This is a genomic window from Photobacterium sp. WH77 (assembly GCF_022014395.1).
GTDB lineage: Bacteria > Pseudomonadota > Gammaproteobacteria > Enterobacterales > Vibrionaceae > Photobacterium > Photobacterium arenosum.
In genome coordinates this window covers 26925-45788 of sequence record NZ_JAKLTE010000004.1, presented here as the reverse complement: position 1 = coordinate 45788, position 18864 = coordinate 26925, and the positions used below count along the sequence as shown (strand labels likewise).

The following is an 18864-nucleotide window of genomic DNA, read 5'->3' as shown; positions in this document are numbered from 1 at the left end:
AATAATGGAGACAACGATGTATTACGGCTTCGATGTAGGAGGCACTAAAATTGAATTTGGTGCTTTCAACGAACAACTTGAGCGTGTGGCCACTGAACGTGTACCTACGCCGGGTGATGATTATGAGGCGTTAATTGAGACGCTGGTGGAATTGATCGGTAGAGCGGATGAACGTTTTCACTGTAAAGGGAAAATTGGTATCGGTATCCCCGGTATGGAAGACGCCGAAAATGGCACAGTGCTGACGTCCAATATCCCTGCTGCAAAAGGCCGCCACCTGCGTCGAGACCTTGAAAGCCGTCTTGGCCGTACTGTCAGTATTGATAACGATGCAAACTGTTTTGCTTTGTCTGAAGCATGGGATGAAGCATTGCGTGATGAACCGTCTGTGCTGGGGCTGATTCTGGGCACGGGTTTTGGCGGTGGTTTAGTGTTTAACGGAAAAGTGTTTTCCGGTAAAAACCATGTCGCCGGTGAACTGGGCCATACGCGTCTACCCATTGATGCCTGGTTTCACCTGGGTGAGAAAGCCCCTCTATTCCAATGCGGCTGTGACAACAAAGGCTGTATTGACAACTATCTGTCCGGCCGCGGTTTTGAACAGCTTTATGCGCATTATTTTGGAGAGAAAGTCCCGGCGGTTGAGATAATCAAACACTACAACCAAGGTGAAGCGAAAGCCGTTGAGCATGTTGAACGTTTTGTTGAGCTGCTGGCCATTTGTCTGGGTAATCTGCTGACAGGCTTGGATCCACATGTGGTTGTTCTGGGCGGCGGTTTGTCCAATTTCGAACTCTTGTATGATGAGTTGCCAAAGCGTTTGCCTAAGCACCTGCTGTCGGTGGCCCGCGCACCTAAAATCATCAAAGCCAAACATGGCGATGCGGGCGGTGTCCGTGGCGCGGCTTTCCTGAATATCGAAACGGTCTGAACCATACCCTTATTATGCTGAAGGCACCCGCAAGGGTGCTTTTTTATTGGTAACTCACCGCAACAGGGGATAGAATCCCTGCTTTTTCGTGATCAAGGCAGCGGTATGGCGTTTTCCAAGTTAGGGCTACAGGCTGAAATTCTTTCAGCGATCAATACGCAAGGCTTTACAGAACCGACTCCGGTACAGCAACTGGCGATCCCTGCTGTGCTGGCGGGAAAGGATGTGCTGGCTGCAGCACAGACAGGAACAGGAAAAACCGCTGCTTACGGATTGCCGATGCTGGATCGGATGCTCAGCCAAACCGCTAAGAATCAGGGGCTGGGTAAGGGCGCGCCAGTCAGAGCCTTGATTCTGACACCGACCAGAGAGCTGGCGCAGCAGGTACAGGACAACATGGACGCCTTCTGTGCTGTTTTACCTCTCACATCTGTGGCTGTGTATGGCGGTACCAGCATGAATATGCAGACCAAAGCTCTCAGAGATCACCCCGAGATAGTCGTTGCCACCCCGGGACGTTTATTGGATCACGCGCATGTCGGTAATATCGATCTCAGTCAGGTGGAATATTTGGTGCTTGATGAAGCGGACCGTATGCTGGATATGGGCTTTCAGGATGAAATTCAGCGTATTTTAAGGCGAATGAAAGCGCCGCGGCAAACTTTGCTGTTTTCTGCCACCTTCTCGAAAGCAGTAAAGAACCTGGCTTATAAGATGATGCAGGATCCTTCTGTCATCGAAGTCACCCCTGCCAATACCACTGCAGAAACCGTGCAGCAGATTGTCTACCCGGTTGATAAACACCGTAAAGCCGAATTACTGGCTTATCTGATTGGCTCACGTAACTGGCAACAGGTGCTGGTGTTTACCAAAACCAAACAGGGATCGGATGCCTTGGTGAAGGAATTACAGCTGGATGGTATTAAAGCTGCGTCCATTAATGGTGATAAAAGCCAGGGGGCAAGACAGCGCGCTTTAGATGATTTTAAATCAGGAAAAGTGCGGGCCTTGATTGCAACCGACGTGGCAGCCAGAGGGCTGGATATAGAACAGCTCTCGTATGTCGTGAACTTTGATATGCCCTTTAAAGCGGAAGACTATGTTCACCGCATCGGACGCACCGGTCGTGCCGGCAGTGAAGGTCTGGCTGTATCGCTGATGAGCCTGGACGAAGAATGGGCGTTAAAGGCGATAGAAGATCTGCTGGATACGCGCTTACCACAAGAATGGCTGGCAGGTTATGAACCTAATCCGACTATTTCGCCTCCGGAACACGCGCCTAAAGGCCGTTCAGCCGATAAACGCCGCATGAAAAAGCAGCTAAAAGTGCATCACGGCAGAGGTAAGCGTCAGTCATCCAAACGTTAGAATTCCAAGCGTTAGAATTTGCCCATTGGGGCGAAAAAGCCACTTAGTGACTAAGTGGCTTTTTAATTGTCGCCCCTAAACCACCGCTTATGGCGGTGGTCATTGTTTAAAGCTGCTTTCTCAGAAGGCGGATATTTACTGCGGCTGACAGAATGTAATTATTTCACACCAGTACAGTGGTCAATCGCGTTTTGCATAATCTCGCGCGCTGTTTTCTCACAAGGCGGCAGTTCGGCATCTGATTGCGCGACAGGCGTTACCCGCTGCCCCCATTTAATCAGGCAGGCCCCCCAGGTCAGGCCGGCACCAAATGCTGCCGACAATATGGTGTTACCGGGCTTGATGAATCCTTCTTCAACCGCTTCACACAATGCAATTGGCACAGTCGCAGCAGAGGTATTGCCGTAGCGATGAATGTTGACGAAAGCTTTTTCCAGCGGAATGCCTGTGTGATCGCACAGGGCTTCAATAATACGCTTGTTAGCCTGATGGGGAATGACTACATCAATATCATCTTTGCTTAACTGAGCACGTTCCAGCACTGTACTGGCTGCAGAACCCATGCCCCGTACCGCGCGGCGGAAAATTTCACGGCCAACGAAGTTAAAGGTAAAGTGACCCGGATCCGGATTGAAGCGATCCATTGACGTGCCGAAGTCAGGAATGGCCAGCACATCACGGCCTTCAGCATCACAACCAAGCTGCGCTTCCTGAAGGCCAAGTTTTTCTTCAGTACGGCTGATGATCACTGCGCCTGCACCATCGCCGAACAGAACGGCGGTGTCGCGTTTGCTCCAGTCGATCAGCCAGGATAAACGTTCTGCACCAATAACCAGCGCATGACGGTAATTACCGGCCTGAATCAGGCGTGTGGCGGTTTCCAGGCTGTAAATGAAACCGGTACAAGCGGCGTTCAGATCGAACGCTGCGGCACGTTTGGCACCCAGATCCAGCGCGACTTTGGACGCAATATTCGGCATCAGTGTGTCAGGTGAGCAGGAAGCGATGATGATTAAATCCAGATCACTGGCTGTTAATCCAGCGGCTGCCAGTGCACGGGCTCCGGCTACCTCTGCCAGCTTCGAGGTATCAACGTGGCTGATGCGGCGCTCCTGAATCCCGGTACGGGATTGGATCCATTCATCATCGGTTTCGACAAACTGGCTGAGTTCATCATTAGTCAGAATAGCTGGCGGCAGGCACTTGCCCCAACCAGTGATTTCGGCGTGGTACATAGCGATTCTCTGTTCTGGTTATACTTTTAGGCAAATAAAAATTGCAAAAATATGAATTCGGTTGCTTTCTCTACGGGAAAATGCAGGAACATCGGTGAAAACCCATTGAGTCAGCCTGTTATCTTACTTCAAGCTCTAACGGACTCCAAGCTATCAAAGCAGGGATTTGTGCTCATCATCAAACCCTTGGCGTTTACCCGAATTTTCCTGTGTGCATAATGAAATAAACAAAGTGGCAGAGAGGAACCTGGGCAAATGTTAAGAGTGGCAACGGTCGGTACAAATTGGATCACTGACAGTTTTATAGAGGCAGCCCAGCAAACAGGGAAGATCAATCCTGTCGCTGTCTATTCCAGAACAATGGAAAGTGCTGAAAATTTTGCGCGAAAGCACCAGATTAAACGTTGTTTTGATGACATTGAAGCAATGGCAAACAGTGATGACATAGATGCTGTGTATATTGCCAGCCCCAATGCTTTTCACGCCTCTCAGGCTGAAATCTTTATCCGTGCCGGAAAACATGTGATGGTTGAGAAACCTATGGCATCCAACATTCAGGAAGCTGAGGCTTTAATTGAACTGGCTCAGACGAAGAATGTGGTGGTGTTTGAGGCGCTGAAAACGACATACAACCCTAACTTTGCCGTGGTGCGAAACAGCCTGAGTAAAATCGGACGGCTGCGTAAAGCGTATTTCAGTTTTTGTCAGTATTCATCCCGTTATGATAAGTATCTCAACGGTGACAACCCGAATACTTTTAATCCTGAATTCGCTAATGGCTCACTGATGGATATCGGTATCTATCCATTGAGTGTCGCTATCGCATTGTTCGGTGAGCCTCAGAGCTTCACGGCTCAAGGTACGTTGCTGGACTCTGGGGTGGATGCTCATGGTACTCTGGTTTTGCATTACGGTGATTTCGATACCGTCATTACTCACTCTAAAGTGAGTGACAGTAAGATACCTTGCGAGTTGCAAGGAGAGCTGGGGACATTAGTGATTGATACCATAGCAGAATGCCGCAATATTGTTATTCATCGCAGAGATGAATCTGATGTGACGCTGTCACGATTTCAGGCAAAAAATACCATGCAGTATGAAGCTGCAGAGTTTGCACGTTTGATCGAAGGTAAAGATTATTATCACTCGGGTCTGGAGCGTAGCCGTATCGTACACACCATAATAACGGTTGCCAGAGAGATTATCGGTATACGGTATCCGGCTGACTCCTAGGTTAATAACACAGCTTGATAACATAAGGTTAATAAAAAGGTTAATAAAAAAAAGGTGGCCAATTGGCCACCGGGAAAAAGAGATTGGCTTTGCTATTGTTATTATTATCAGGGTTGTCAGCGCAATCGTTTACCAGAACAGGTAAGCCACCATAGTAAGGAAAGCAATGGCAACAATGTTCAGATAAACGCCGGCGCGCATCATTTCACTTTGTTTGATATGACCAGAACCAAATACAATCGCATTAGGTGGCGTCGCAACAGGGAGCATGAAAGCGCAAGAGGCGGCAACACCAATTAACACGGAAAGAATCACTGGCGATATACCCATAGCATCTGCCACAGAAGCGAAAACAGGGACAAGCAAAGCCGCACTGGCGGTGTTGCTGGCAAATTCGGTCAGGAATACCACGAAAGCGGCCACAACCAGGATGGTGAGCAGCAGGCCAGCCTGATCCAGGAAGCCGCTCAGGCTGTTAGCCAGGAAGATACTGGTACCGGTTTCTTTCAGTACGTTACTCAAACAGATACCACCACCGAACAGCAGCAACACACCCCAGTCGGTTGTTTTTTCAATCTGCTTCCATTTTACGACGCGTGATGCACCCAGCAGAGCGACAGCAAACAGCGCGACCAGAGTGTCAAACTTGCTCAGTCCGCCTAACATACCATTGATGGGTTTACTGAAAATCCACAGCACAACGGTTATTGCAAAGATAGCAAGGGTGATTTTCTTCCCATTGTTCCATTCAACTGGTTTGTGATTCAGCTCGAAAGTGTGGTTCAGGTTTGGTTTGAGCAGGAAGTACAGTACGCCAATCGCCAAAGGTAACAATACGAGTGCGGTAGGCAAGCCGAAGGCCATCCAATCGGTAAAGCTCAGTCCGGCTTCGGCGGCAGCAATGGCATTTGGCGGGCTACCAATAACAGTGGCAATCCCACCGATGCTGGCACAGTAAGCAAGGCCTAATAGTACGAAGACATAGGTGTTACGCTGGTTTTTGGCATCCACTTTAGCCAGTACACCCAACACCAGAGGCAACATCATAGCAACTGTTGCTGTATTGCTGATCCACATAGACAGGCCAGCGGTCACACCGAACAACAGGAAAACGGCGACAGACATCTTTCCTTTCGCCATCGCCAGCACTTTATCTGCGATGGCTTGATCCAATTCTTGACTGCGCAAAGCAGCTGCAAGAGCAAAACCACCCAAAAACAGGAAAATGATGGGATCGGAGAAGTTACCCAGCGCTTGGTTGGTTTTGAAAACGCCAAAACCGACCGCCAGCAAGGGGACGAGTAGTGCTGTGATGCTGACATGAACCGCTTCTGTCAGCCAGAGTACGGCGACGAAAGCAAGAATACTCAGACCCGTTGCTACTTCTTTTTCAACAGGTAATGTATTTAGCAGGACGAAAAATAGGGCGATATCTGCAAGCAGTATCAGGCTGTTCCGGTCAAACAGCCACTGTTTAAGTGTCAGTGCTAAGGCTGTCATATTGGGTTCCTTTCAGATTGACTGTAATTATGGTGTAGGTTTGGCACGAGGCGTTTTTCGCTTCTGTTGTGCTGCCGAACTGAAATGTTGCATTTTTTTTATACTTTGTTAACGCGAATGTGACGTGTGGGCTGAGTTGTCATGGCTTTTGTGAGGTCATGATTTTTGAATGTGTGGGAATCTACCCATTATGTTTCTGCTCGCCTGAGTAGAGACGATGACAAAACAGGCGATGTTGTCTTTACTAGAGTTCGATGTATTGATAACAAGGCATGAGCAAACACAGGTAAAAAATTGCTTATGTCTGGCTTGCGATAGCTGGTCGGGTCAATTATCTTCTGGTGCTTGGTCTTGGTGCTTGAATAAGCCCATCGATCTTAGGCTTTCGGCCGGCGGTTAATAGAACAAAAAATAAGCTAGGTTAACAAATAATGACATCGACAAAAAAAGCATTTAAGAAGCGTATTCAGGAAGAAGCACAGCAGCATTTGAGCCGCGTACGTATGAAAATGCTGAGACAGTATTCACTGCCTGACAAGGGGCAGCGCAAGGAATAAAAAGTCGGTTTTATCATTGAGATAACAGTATTGTTTCATCGTAGCGAAATGCACAACAACCCAGTCAGTTTGGCTGGGTTGTTTTTTTACTGTTATCCCCATCACCACCGCCTATGACGGTGGTGATGGTTCGCTGCAGCAATCTTGGCCTTAGTTGTCTTCTCGATACTTAATTTTACAATATCATCCAATTAGAGTAATTACTTGACACTTTGTTAACAACGTATGCACAATGTGTATATAAAAATTGTTGCTTAATGGTTTGTTGAGGGTGCTGAGTTGTCTGTAAATAATGTTGGTGTTATTGGTGTGGGCCCTAGAGGGCTGGGTGTTGTTGAGAGGATTGTTGCTTCAGCAATGAATAATATCGACGCAGAAATTAATTTGTTGATATTTGACCCGTATTTACCTGGATCCGGATGCCATACCACAGATCAGCCTAATCACTTGTTAGTTAATACTGTTGCAGAACAAATCACAATGTTTGCAGATGACTCTGTCGTTGAGGCTGGCAATATTCTCTCAGGACCAACGTTTTATCAGTGGTTATGCGAGCAGCGACCTTCTAAAGATATCCCTGATGAGGTACATCCTGACGGCTACTACTCTCGAAAACTGTTCGGGCAATACCTTAACTGGGTCTTTAACTACATTCTTGAATTTGCTTCAGTTCGATTGAATATATCTTATATTCCTCTTGAGGTTGTGGATATTGAAGAATCTGACGGTGGCTGGTCAGTAAAAACAGAAGATGAGACTAGGCATAAACTGGATTATGTGTTTATTACAACTGGGCACACTAAGCCCGAGTTGGCAGAAGAACAAAGTGGTTTAGAAATTTGTGACCCGTACCCGATTCAAGAAAAGCTATCAGAAATTCGATGTGGCGACACCGTTGCTGTGAAAGGCATGGGGTTGACAATGTGCGACGTTGTGGCAGAGCTTACGGTAGGTCGAGGAGGCGAGTTTATCCGCTCTTATAACGGCCGATTAGCGTATGCCCCATCCGGGCATGAACCACAGATCATTGCTTATTCACGAACAGGCTTACCTTTGTCAGGTCGAGCGACTAACCAAAAGGGCGCTTCTGCTCAATACAAGGCAAAGTTTTTGACTGCTGATGTGGTGAGAAAGCTTCGTGTTAAAGGCTCTATAGACTTCATCCAAGACGTACTCCCACTCTTAATTAACGACATGGAATATGCGTATTATGAAGCTTACGTACGTGATAAATATGGAGCGATTGAATCACAAAAATTTTGCAACAGTTATTTCTTTTCATTGCCGCCGAAACGGGTTGAGCTGATAAACAGAACAATTAAACCGGAAGATAGATTTTCGTGGCAAAGACTAATTTCCCCAATACCAATGAAAGTACTTTCTTCTAAAGAAGCGTATGGGAAATGGCTGCTGACTTTTATTGAAAATGATTTGTTTGAAGCACAGCGGGGAAATGTGAACAGTCCAATAAAATCTGCCAGCGATGTTTTACGTGATCTTAGGGATTTAATCCGTGACACTATTGATTTCAAAGGATTGACGGAAGACTCTCACCGTTGGATAGATGCAGTGTTTATTCCAATTATGAACCGGATAGCTGTAGGCCCGCCCAAAGAGCGCCTGGAAGAGATGTTGGCACTGGTAGAGTGTGGGATTTTACATCTCGATTTGGGACCTGCGCCCAATGTTGTAGTGGATACTGAGGGTAAACAGATAGTGCTTCAGTCTTCTGTATGGCCTGAATATGAACGACGGGCTGATATTTTAGTCCATGCAAAAATTTCGATGCACAGCCCTAAAGACGATGGAACGGCACTGTGGAAACAATTGCTCTCTAAAGGTTTTACGCGTTTGTATTACAACGGTAAGTATCATCCAGGCGGGATTGATGTGACTAAGACAATGCAAGTGATTAGCCAGGATGGCAGTGTTCACGACAATATGTGGGCACTTGGTATTCCAACGGAAGGCAATAAATTTTATACGTTTATTGTTCCAAGACCGGGCGTGAACTCTACGGCTATTGTGGATGCCGGAAAGGCTGTAAACCAGCTCTTTGCGTTGATGGCTGAAAATCGAAGAGCACTTTCCTATGCAGAGTAATCCGATATTTAACCGATACAGTTTCGCAGGCCTTGGGGCAACACTGATTGGTAATGGCATTGGGCGTTTTGCTTATATCGCTCTGATGCCAGCCCTGATACAAGCCGGTTGGTTTAGGGTGGAAGACGCCACTTATCTGGGAGCGGCAACGTTAATCGGCTACATATTTGGTGCGCCGGCAGCCAATTTTCTGATCAGGTATTTTACTGTCGGCCAGGTTATCCGAGTCTCCATGCTGGTAAGCAGTATCAGCTATCTGGGTTGTGCGTTTCAGGACGCACCTCTCGCGTGGTTTTACGTGTTGCGCACTTTGGCAGGCGTCGCAGGTGCCATGCTGATGGTGCTCGCACCGCCGGTCATTGTGAGAATGCACAGCGCTAAGGTCAAAACTCGTGTCAGCGGCGTGGTGTTTTCCGGTATTGGCCTGGGTGCCATGTTATCCGGGACACTGATTCCGCTTCTTATCTATCACAGTGTTGTTTCTGCATGGATAGGAATGGGGGTTGTGGCTTTTGTGACTACTGTGCTGACATGGAATGCCTGGGGAGCAACAGAGCCGCTATCCGGAAGTCGTTCCGCTCCGGCAACCTTCCGGAACATGTCCAGACCGCAGGGGATGACAGTACTACTCATCTTGCTGGCCTATACCTTTAATGCCATCGGCTACTTGCCTCATACTCTCTTTTGGGTGGATTATATAGTGCGTGAGCTTGGCATGTCGTTTGTCAGTGGCGGGCTCTATTGGGCAACGTTCGGGATTGGAGCCGCAATCGGCCCTGTTTTAACGGGTTTTCTTGGTGATCATGCAGGAGTAAGGCGCTCGTTGTTAATTGCTTTTTCTTTGAAGGCTCTGGGTGTTTCGCTTCCCTTAATCAGTACTCACCCATTAGCGCTGTTTTTCTCCTCTCTGCTGGTGGGTATTTTCACACCGGGCACTGTCACTTTGGTTTCGACCTATACACTGGAATCTGTCGGCTATGAACTGCATACCAAAGCCTGGAGCGCAATGACCTTGTCCTTTGCTATTTCTCAAGGGGTGGTGGGTTTTATCATGGCATATTATGCCGCTCATCTTTCCTCGTACTATATTCTGTTTGCCGTTAGTGCTTGCGCGCTAGTTGTATCAATTGCATGTATCTTTTTCACGCCTCCTCAACAGGGAAGCGAACCTGTCTCGCAATCTGTATCCTGAACAAGGGAATGACTATGAAACTTTACTTGAATGAAACCTCACCGTTTTCGAGGGTTGTTACAGCAACGGCATTGCTGTCCCGGTGCGATGCTTTGCAACTAATGTGGGTTGATCCCTGGCAATCTCCCGAAGAGTTAGAGCAGGTCAATCCTTTTTGTATTATTCCTGCGCTGGCGCTGAATGACGGTGTCTCGCTCAGTGAAAGCTTATGTATCTGCCAGTATTTGATTGCAACATACCAACCCGAAGCCTTACTCGTCGTGGATAGCCAGAGTGCCCTTGAGATTTCTGTAATGGGATTGGCAAAAACCATGATGGAGTCAGCATTCAGAACTGTGGCGCTAGGACGCTTTGTTGAGGGAGACAATGCACTCAGCCAGCGGGGGAAAACCGGACTGGTTAAAGCATTGCATAAACTGGAAGCAGAGGCAGGAAGCGCCGGAAAAGGTGTGTTGTTTCAACCTAACCTGGCCACACTTTATCTCCATGTGGCTGTTGAGTACGTGCAATTTCGTCATAGTGAGATTTTTCATGATGCAGCGGGCGATAATATTGCCTTCTTCCTTGAAAACTCTCCCTTCAAACAAGTGCTGCAGACAGTGAGTTTAGAGCGATTAGCGGCAAAACCGGACTTTAAAACACTCATTTCAGCGGGTGTTTAGCTGAAGGCAACTGCGGTATACACAGAAACAGACACACTGCTCAGGCAGTGTGTCTGAACTCAGATCGTGTTGATAAGAAGAGGAGATAATGGTGCTGAGTAAGTCGGCTGCTCAGGCTGTACTTGCTGCAGAGGCGGTTTGGTAAATATGGGCTCTTTGGGGCCGGGAAAGCGGGGCTGCTCGTTCAGAATGTACAGATCCAGTATGGCTTTTACTCTCGCAAACACTTCCCTTAACCGAATTTTGAATCCGGCGAATCCGCGAGGTTCCGGAACGGCCAGACAGATGGCATTCAGATTTTTGTGACTGGCAATAAACAGCGCTCGTTCACAATGGAATTGCTGGGTAATAATGACCAGACTATTAGCTTCAAACACATTTTTAGCCCGGATAACCGAATCCAGCGTCCGGAAACCCGCATAGTCGAGCACAATGACTTCGTCAGGGATCTCGGCTTTGAGCAAATCACGTTTCATAGTCCATGGCTCGTTGTATGAACGGTGCGCGTTATCACCACTTAACAGAAAGATCTGGACCTTTTTCTCCCGGTACAACTTAACCGCGGCATCCATCCGGTAGTTGTAATAAGGATTGAGATTATGGGCTATGTATTTACTCGTTCCCAGCACAAGACCAACGGTGCGGGCAGGGATGAGATCTATCTGGGTATAGATACGATCAGCCGTCGTCGCTGCTACCCATCTGTCGAGTATCAGAAAGAATCCGAACAGTACAATCATCAGCATGACGGTATACCGCAGAAATGTAGGTAGCTTCATAGAGGCCCAAAACGCAAAAATAACGGTTGCTTAACGCCTTAAGTGTACCTTAATCCGTTGATAATGTTGTGTAAAAATCAGGTCATACTTGTCGTGAAAATCATCAGTATGGCAGGCTGAAAAATAAAAAACCCGCCAGTAGCGGGTTTGTTCATCAAAAAAGCGAATAATTAGAACGATGTCCGCTTGTATCGGCGGTAGCCCGGTTCCCAGAAGTTCGCATCAATTTTCTCTTTAATGCGCTCTTCGGTGTTTTTCGGTGCTTTGCGTTGCTCAACTGCTTTCTTCGCCACTGCCATAGCGATGTAGCGAGACACATTCTGGATATCTTCCAGCGGTGGCAGCAAAGCGCCACGGCCGTTAATGGCTAAGGGGGAACATTCCGCCAGTGCCCGGCTGCTTTCCATCAGCATTTCATCGGTTACGCGGCGGGCACCAACAGCCAGCACGCCCAAACCAATGCCAGGGAAGATATAACTGTTGTTACACTGGGCAATCGGGTAGGTTTTACCGTTATAAACAACAGGTTCAAACGGCGAGCCGGTGGCAACCAAAGCCTGACCGTCCGTCCAACGGATGATATCAGCAGGCATGGCTTCTACACGGCTGGTCGGGTTGGATAACGGGAAGATGATCGGACGTTCACAATGTTTGTGCATTTCACGGATCACTTCTTCACTGAACAGGCCCGGTACACCGGATACCCCGATCAGTATGTTCGGTTTACCGTTACGCATTACGTCCAGCAGGGAAATATTGCTGTCATCAGTTTCCCACTCACTGATGCTCTTACGTGTTTGCACCAGTTTTTTCTGGAAGTTAACCAGATTAGGCATATCGTCAAGCAGCAGACCCCAACGGTCTACCATGTAAACCTGGCTGCGTGCCTGTGCATCGGAAATACCTTCAGAGACCATTTGCGCAATAATCGCTTCAGCAATACCGCACCCGGCAGAGCCTGCACCCAGGAAAGCGACACGTTGTTCAGACAGTTTACTGCCGGCCGCTTTACAGGCTGCCAGAAGGGAACCCACAGTTACAGCAGCAGTACCCTGGATATCATCGTTGAAACAGCAGACTTTATCTTTGTAGCGATCCAGCAAAGGCATGGCGTTTTTCTGTGCAAAGTCCTCAAACTGGATTAATGCATCTGGCCAGCGTTGCTTAACTGCCTGAATGAAGTTATCTACGAAGTCTTCGTATTCTTTACCGGTAATACGGGTATGGCGCCAGCCCATGTACATAGGGTCAGACAGACGCTGCGGGTTATTGGTACCCACGTCCAGCACAACCGGCAAGGTATAAGCCGGACTGATACCACCACAGGCGGTATAGAGCGACAGCTTACCAATTGGGATACCCATGCCGCCGATGCCCTGATCACCCAGACCAAGAATACGCTCGCCGTCAGTCACGACTATGACTTTGACATTATGGCGGGAAGCATTGTTGAGCATATCTTCAATGCGGTCACGGTTCGGATAAGAAATGAACAGCCCACGACCACGGCGGTAAATATTAGAGAAGTTCTCACATGCCGCACCGACAGTCGGGGTGTAGATGATTGGCATCATCTCAGTGATATGGCTTTCAACCAGTCGGTAAAACAGTGTCTCGTTGGTATCCTGAATGTTGCGAAGATAGATATGCTTATCCATATCATTGTCAAATTTCAGGTACTGCTGATAAGCACGTTCTGCCTGTTCTTCAATGGTTTCAATCGCTTCTGGTAACAAACCTTCGAGGTTGAAGAACATTCGCTCTTCGACAGAAAATGCACTTCCTTTGTTAAGTAGAGGAGTTTCTAGCAGGGCCGGTCCGGCGTAGGGGATATATAGGGGTCTTTTATCGTCTTTCATGCAATAGACTCTGTTTTTGGCTGAAATTTTGGCATTTCTTCTTATTGATGGCACATCGTAGACCTATCACTCATTATATTCAAAGAGAAAGTTCAAAAATTTTGTTAAAATGATCAACATTTTCAACTTTTGTTGAATGTCTTATTGATGAAGGAAAATGCGAGATAAAGTAAGGTATTATCAGGTGATAATGGCTGTTTTTGGCTTATATTAGCTGAGTTATTGTGTTTTATTGGCGTATTTAACTGGAATGGCGGGTGATTATCAGAAATTTACCCCAAAATCACCCGATTTACATTATCCGTCTTATGTATTAGGCATTCCATAAAGGAATCACTCGGAAGCGCCTGCCTGAGCGGACAGTTTAGCCTTAATGAAAGTGGCATGGTCAACATAGATCAGCTCTGCAACCTGGCGGATAACGGCTTCTTCCACCGGGTCTAAAATGCCGTCAGCAAAAGCGACCTGCCACATGGCTTCGATTAAGCGGTAACGCTCTTCCGCAGACAGTGAGCGCAGCTTATTGGTGAATTCAAAAACCGACACAGACTGCTCACTGCGGGTTTGAGCTTCGTGCAGCAGGGCTCTGGCTTGTGTGTCATCCACTTCAAGCAATTTGACTAACAGGTGGACTTTTGCACTTTCCTCGCTGGGGTCTCTGCTGTGATCGGCATCTGCGACTTCACAGAGTAGTGAAGCCATCGCCAGGTGAAGGGATGGGGTATCAACCGCCGCGCCATCATCACTACCTTCATTCATTACCTGACGAAAGAGTACGCGTAATTGCTGGAACATAATCATTTCCTTTCAACAGCCTCAGTCATACTTTTATCTTTGCAGTGCTCGCAGAAAAAATGCAAGGGATAGTTTTAGCCTGCCTGATGAAAGATAAACTATGTGTTAGAATCGCGGCAGTTTTATGATGCGTTTGTTCAGGCCTTTTGATGACTTGCATTCAGCCTGAACGACCAACTGATACAAGCAGGAAATCACTTGACTCAGTCTACAAAGTCTCAATCTGAGCGGACCGAGGTTCGCAATAATGAAAAAACATTAAAAGCCGCACTGAAAGATTGCCTGATCCGCGATCGTTTCCGTCTGCACAAAAGAGTGCAGGGTGCCGCTAAGATAAAGAATGAACAGGCTCGCCATACGGTATTCGATGAAATCGCTATGGATATCGCACGCTCAATGCAAGCGGTAGACATCCGGCGCCGCAGCTGTCCTCAGATTACCTATCCTGAACAGTTGCCTGTCAGTCAGAAGAAAGAGGACATTGCGAAGGCGATCAGCGAGCACCAGGTCGTGATTGTTGCGGGTGAAACCGGCTCAGGTAAAACCACTCAGCTACCTAAAATCTGTCTCGAACTTGGGTTGGGCACCACGGGAACCATAGGTCACACTCAGCCCCGTAGGCTGGCGGCGCGGTCAGTGGCGAACCGTATCGCTGAAGAGCTGGGCTGCGAGATGGGCTCAACCGTAGGTTACAAAGTCCGTTTTAACGATCAGGTATCAGATAAAACGCAAGTGAAGCTGATGACCGATGGTATTTTGCTGGCTGAAATTCAGAACGATAAATACCTGAGTCAGTATGACACCATCATTATCGATGAAGCCCATGAGCGAAGCCTGAATATCGACTTTATTCTGGGCTATCTGAAAAACCTGTTGCCGAAACGTCCGGATCTCAAGGTGATCATCACCTCAGCGACTATCGATCCGGAACGCTTTTCAAAACATTTTAACCATGCGCCGATTATCGAAGTGTCTGGCCGTACCTATCCGGTTGAAGTACGTTACCGGCCGATCATGGATGACAGTGACGATAACGATCGTGATCAGCTACAGGCCATTTTCGATGCGGTCGATGAGCTGTGCGATGAAGGCATGGGCGATATCCTGATCTTCATGAATGGCGAACGGGAGATCCGCGATACGGCAGATGCCCTGAATAAGCGCAATATCAAACACACTGAAGTCGTGCCTTTGTACGCACGCCTGTCAGCCAGTGAGCAGAACCGGGTGTTCCAGTCGCATAGCGGCCGGCGCATTGTGCTATCGACCAACGTGGCTGAAACCTCACTGACTGTTCCTGGTATCAAGTATGTGATCGACCCGGGTACAGCCCGTATAAGCCGCTACAGTTATCGCACCAAGGTGCAGCGCTTACCGATAGAACCGGTATCGCAGGCCAGTGCCAATCAGCGTAAAGGCCGTTGTGGCCGGGTGGCGGCAGGTATCTGTGTTCGTCTGTATTCAGAGGATGATTTTCTGTCGCGTCCGGAATTTACCGATCCGGAGATTCTGCGTACTAACCTGGCATCGGTTATTTTACAGATGACGGCGATTGGCCTTGGTGATATCCAGGCCTTCCCGTTTGTTGAGCCGCCTGACAGCCGTAATATTCAGGACGGTGTGCGCCTGCTTGAAGAGCTGGGTGCGATGAACGCTAACGCGACCGACCCGCGAAAGCGTTTGACTGAGGTTGGCCGTCAGCTGGCGAAGTTGCCGATTGATCCGCGTTTGGCACGTATGGTGCTGGAAGCACCGAAACACGGTGCGCTGCAAGAGGTCATGATTATTGCTTCTGCTTTGTCGATACAGGATCCACGGGAGCGCCCGACAGAAAAACAACAGGCCTCGGATGAGAAACACCGTCGTTTCTATGATAAAGAATCGGATTTCCAGACCTTCGTGAACCTATGGGAGTACGTGAAAGAGCAGCAAAAAACGCTGTCTGCAAATCAATTTCGTAAGCAGTGTAAAGCGGATTACCTGAATTACCTGCGCGTGCGGGAGTGGCAGGATATTTATTTTCAGGTGCATCAGGTTGTGCGTGAGCTGAAGCTGCGTCATAACGAGGAACCTGCCGATTATCAGGCGGTGCACACCTCGCTACTGGCGGGCTTACTGTCGCATATTGGCCAGAAGGATCAGGAGAAGAACGACTATCAGGGCGCGCGCAACGCCAGATTTAACATCTTCCCCGGTTCCGGTATTTTCAAGAAGCAACCGAAGTGGGTTATGGTGGCCGAGCTGGTGGAAACCTCCAAGCTGTGGGGGCGTATTGCCGCTAAGATTCAGCCTGAATGGATCGAACCGTTGGCCCCCCATCTGATCAAGCGCAGCTACAGTGAACCGCACTGGGAGAAAAAGCAGGCTTCTGTGCAGGCCTTTGAGAGAGTCACCCTGTACGGCATTCCGATTGTGCCTAAACGTAAAGTGAATTACGGCAAGATTGATCCTGTACTCAGCCGCGAAATTTTTATTCGCTCGGCACTGGTCGAGGGGGACTGGGAAACAAAGCATAAATTCTTCCATCAAAACCGGCAGTTATTGCGGGAAGTGGAAGAGCTTGAGCATAAGTCCCGTCGGCGTGACATTCTGATCGATGACGATGCGCTGTATGAGTTTTACGATCAGCGGGTTGAGCATACTGTGGTTTCCGGGCGGCATTTTGACGCCTGGTGGAAGGAAGCTTCCCGGAAAGACAAAGATCTGCTGAACTTTGAACGTGAGATGCTGTTACGGGGTGATGCGAGCCATGTGACTGAGCTTGATTATCCCAACTTCTGGCATCAGGGCGGCTTAAAACTCAAGCTGAGCTATCAGTTTGAACCGGGTGAAGACACCGATGGTGTCACAGTTCATCTTCCGTTACCTGTATTGAATCAGGTGGAACCGGACGGTTTTGACTGGCAGATACCGGGTTTGCGTCATGAGCTGGTGGTAGCTTTGATCAAGTCGTTGCCCAAATCGTTACGTCGTAACTTTGTGCCGGCACCTAACTATGCGGATGCTTTTCTGGCCCGGGTACAGGCATTGTCGATACCTTTGCTGGATGCGCTGGAAAAAGAACTCAAGCGTATGACAGGTGTGACTGTACTGCGCGATGACTGGAATTTGGATCAAATTCCTGAACACCTGAAGATCACATTCCGTGCTGTGGATCACCGTAACCGGAAACTTCGGGAAAATAAAGACTTGTACGCACTGAAAGACAGCCTGAAAGAGAAAGTTCAGGAAACGCTGTCTAAGGTTGCCGATGATGATATTGAGCAGGACGGCCTGAAGACCTGGAGCTTTGGCGCATTGCCAGAGCGTTATCAGCAGAAACGTGGCGGGTTTGAAGTTAAAGCCTATCCGGCTATCATTGATAACAAAGATTCGGTCGGTATCAAGCTGTTTGAAACAGAAGAAGAGCAACGTACGGCTATGCAGCAAGGCCAGCGTCGTCTGATATTGCTTAACGTGCCGTCGCCGATCAAATATTTGCATGCTAATTTGCCGAACAAATCAAAGCTGGGTCTGTACTTCAATCCGTATGGGCGGGTTATGGATCTGATTGATGACTGTATTGCCTGTGGCGTAGATAAACTGATTGAAGAAAAGGGCGGTCTGGTTTGGGATGCCGATACATTTGAAGCATTGAAAGAGCATGTGCGGGCCGAGCTGGGAGATACGGTTGTCGATATCGCCAAACAGGTAGAAGCCATTTTGACTACGGCCTTCAATATCAACAAAAAATTGAAAGGGAAAGTCGACCTGAGTATGGCCTTTGCGTTGTCTGATATCAAAGCCCAGATTGAAGGTTTAATCTTTAAAGGGTTTGCCACTGAGTGTGGTTGGCAACGTCTGCCGGATATCTTGCGTTACATGAAAGCGATTGAGCGCAGAATGGAAAAACTGCCGATTGACCCGAATAAAGACAGAGTACATATACTGAAAGTTGAGTCAGTAACCAATGACTACAAAGAATTACTCAATAAGATTCCTAAAGGTCAGCCGATACCTGAACAGGTTAAGGAGATCCGTTGGATGATAGAGGAACTGCGTGTGAGTTATTTCGCTCAACAATTAGGTACACCGTATCCTGTCTCTGATAAACGAGTCAGAAATGCCATCGCTTCCTGTTAATGAAGTGATTCATTTAAACGTCATTAAAAAACATTATAATTAAAAATTGACGAGTTAATAACTCGTCAATTTTTTTGCTTGTGTTATATGTGTTCTGTTTTCATGGTGATATATATAATAAAGCACTGGATGAATAATTGAGCTGGTTCGTTATAAGCCCGCTCCAGATTCATGTTTTATTCATAATGCATTTTTATCTCATTATTTTTTGTGAGAGATAAAAGTGTCTTATTTTTTATTAATTACCTATCTTGTCAGTTACAGAAAATTACATCGATTTCACTTATAACACGCAAAAATACCTCCTGCTGATGAATGCAGTTTAGACAAGTTAAATTCTCTTTCCTACACTTGTTTACGCTGTGAATAGTCCGGTAAATACCTGAATGTAATAGCTGATAACACTCATTAGTCATGTTGGGGCAAATCTGTTCCCTCACTTTTTATTACCACTCGTTCTGTCGGTTGGTGCATTTTTATGTTGGCTGTACGGTGAGTTTCATTGCGTATTGACAATAAGATAGGGAA

Annotated in this window: 13 protein-coding genes; 8 read left to right on the top strand and 5 right to left on the bottom strand. The window is 47.6% G+C overall.

All coding sequences use genetic code 11. The features are described from left to right. Positions 1–16: 16 nt before the first annotated feature. Together nagK and L6J37_RS05305 are read left to right on the top strand one after the other, a co-directional pair. On the top strand, positions 17–931 hold the full coding sequence (gene nagK / locus L6J37_RS05310) for an N-acetylglucosamine kinase (protein WP_218384673.1): 915 nt from the start codon (positions 17–19) through the stop codon (positions 929–931). A 105-nt stretch (positions 932–1036) separates the two neighbouring features. After that, positions 1037–2299 (top strand): DEAD/DEAH box helicase, encoded by a 1263-nt coding sequence (locus tag L6J37_RS05305; RefSeq protein WP_192017148.1) that lies wholly within the window; start codon positions 1037–1039, stop codon positions 2297–2299. A gap of 158 nt (positions 2300–2457) precedes the next feature. Here L6J37_RS05305 and L6J37_RS05300 read toward each other — a convergent pair whose 3' ends face one another. Next, complete coding sequence (locus L6J37_RS05300; protein WP_237794556.1) at positions 2458–3540, bottom strand: ketoacyl-ACP synthase III; 1083 nt, start codon at positions 3538–3540, stop codon at positions 2458–2460. 249 nt (positions 3541–3789) lie between these two features. On the opposite strand from L6J37_RS05300, the gene L6J37_RS05295 reads away from it, so the two are divergent. After that, positions 3790–4767: a Gfo/Idh/MocA family protein gene (locus tag L6J37_RS05295; protein ID WP_237794423.1), complete on the top strand. Its 978-nt coding sequence runs from the start codon at positions 3790–3792 to the stop codon at positions 4765–4767. Between the two features lie 129 nt (positions 4768–4896). Here the strand turns inward: L6J37_RS05295 and L6J37_RS05290 are convergent, their stop codons facing one another. Further along, positions 4897–6267 carry an SLC13 family permease gene (locus L6J37_RS05290; RefSeq protein ID WP_192017146.1) on the bottom strand — a complete coding sequence of 457 codons (1371 nt, stop codon included), beginning with the start codon at positions 6265–6267 and terminating at the stop codon, positions 4897–4899. Positions 6268–6698: 431 nt separating this feature from the next. Here L6J37_RS05290 and L6J37_RS21295 point away from each other — a divergent pair, with 431 nt between their 5' ends. The 4 genes from L6J37_RS21295 (at position 6699) to L6J37_RS05275 (ending at position 10781) form a co-directional block, all read left to right on the top strand. Further along, positions 6699–6824: a hypothetical protein gene (locus tag L6J37_RS21295; RefSeq protein ID WP_255557964.1), complete on the top strand. Its 126-nt coding sequence runs from the start codon at positions 6699–6701 to the stop codon at positions 6822–6824. A gap of 279 nt (positions 6825–7103) precedes the next feature. Further along, entirely contained in the window at positions 7104–8927 is a 1824-nt protein-coding gene (locus L6J37_RS05285) for an FAD/NAD(P)-binding protein (protein WP_237794421.1), read from the top strand. Beyond that, complete coding sequence (locus tag L6J37_RS05280) at positions 8917–10119, top strand: YbfB/YjiJ family MFS transporter (RefSeq protein ID WP_192017144.1); 1203 nt, start codon at positions 8917–8919, stop codon at positions 10117–10119. Before L6J37_RS05285 ends, L6J37_RS05280 begins: the two co-directional genes overlap by 11 nt. A gap of 14 nt (positions 10120–10133) precedes the next feature. Continuing rightward, on the top strand, positions 10134–10781 hold the full coding sequence (locus L6J37_RS05275) for a glutathione S-transferase family protein (RefSeq protein ID WP_237794420.1): 648 nt from the start codon (positions 10134–10136) through the stop codon (positions 10779–10781). 59 nt (positions 10782–10840) lie between these two features. Here L6J37_RS05275 and L6J37_RS05270 read toward each other — a convergent pair whose 3' ends face one another. From L6J37_RS05270 to L6J37_RS05260, 3 genes are all read right to left on the bottom strand, one after another. Continuing rightward, a complete protein-coding gene (locus tag L6J37_RS05270; protein WP_370630680.1) occupies positions 10841–11521 on the bottom strand; it encodes a SanA/YdcF family protein in 681 nt (226 codons plus the stop codon). Positions 11522–11730: 209 nt separating this feature from the next. Next, positions 11731–13419, bottom strand: a complete 1689-nt coding sequence (locus L6J37_RS05265) for an NAD-dependent malic enzyme (RefSeq protein WP_192017141.1) — start codon at positions 13417–13419, stop codon at positions 11731–11733. Positions 13420–13752: 333 nt separating this feature from the next. Further along, a complete protein-coding gene (locus tag L6J37_RS05260; protein ID WP_192017140.1) occupies positions 13753–14214 on the bottom strand; it encodes a tellurite resistance TerB family protein in 462 nt (153 codons plus the stop codon). 198 nt (positions 14215–14412) lie between these two features. Here L6J37_RS05260 and hrpA point away from each other — a divergent pair, with 198 nt between their 5' ends. Next, entirely contained in the window at positions 14413–18336 is a 3924-nt protein-coding gene (gene hrpA, locus L6J37_RS05255; RefSeq protein WP_237794419.1) for an ATP-dependent RNA helicase HrpA, read from the top strand. The last annotated feature ends 528 nt before the right edge of the window (positions 18337–18864 follow it).

What these genes read in the sequence shown, in the direction of transcription:
- L6J37_RS05280 (WP_192017144.1), top strand. Translation starts at nt 8,917, where the DNA reads ATGCAGAGTAATCCGATATTTAACCGATACAGTTTCGCAGGCCTTGGG.
- L6J37_RS05265 (WP_192017141.1), bottom strand. Translation starts at nt 13,419, where the DNA reads ATGAAAGACGATAAAAGACCCCTATATATCCCCTACGCCGGACCGGCC.
- nagK (WP_218384673.1), top strand. Translation starts at nt 17, where the DNA reads ATGTATTACGGCTTCGATGTAGGAGGCACTAAAATTGAATTTGGTGCT.
- L6J37_RS05290 (WP_192017146.1), bottom strand. Translation starts at nt 6,267, where the DNA reads ATGACAGCCTTAGCACTGACACTTAAACAGTGGCTGTTTGACCGGAAC.
- L6J37_RS05275 (WP_237794420.1), top strand. Translation starts at nt 10,134, where the DNA reads ATGAAACTTTACTTGAATGAAACCTCACCGTTTTCGAGGGTTGTTACA.
- L6J37_RS05260 (WP_192017140.1), bottom strand. Translation starts at nt 14,214, where the DNA reads ATGTTCCAGCAATTACGCGTACTCTTTCGTCAGGTAATGAATGAAGGT.
- L6J37_RS05305 (WP_192017148.1), top strand. Translation starts at nt 1,037, where the DNA reads ATGGCGTTTTCCAAGTTAGGGCTACAGGCTGAAATTCTTTCAGCGATC.
- L6J37_RS21295 (WP_255557964.1), top strand. Translation starts at nt 6,699, where the DNA reads ATGACATCGACAAAAAAAGCATTTAAGAAGCGTATTCAGGAAGAAGCA.
- L6J37_RS05270 (WP_370630680.1), bottom strand. Translation starts at nt 11,521, where the DNA reads ATGATTGTACTGTTCGGATTCTTTCTGATACTCGACAGATGGGTAGCA.
- L6J37_RS05295 (WP_237794423.1), top strand. Translation starts at nt 3,790, where the DNA reads ATGTTAAGAGTGGCAACGGTCGGTACAAATTGGATCACTGACAGTTTT.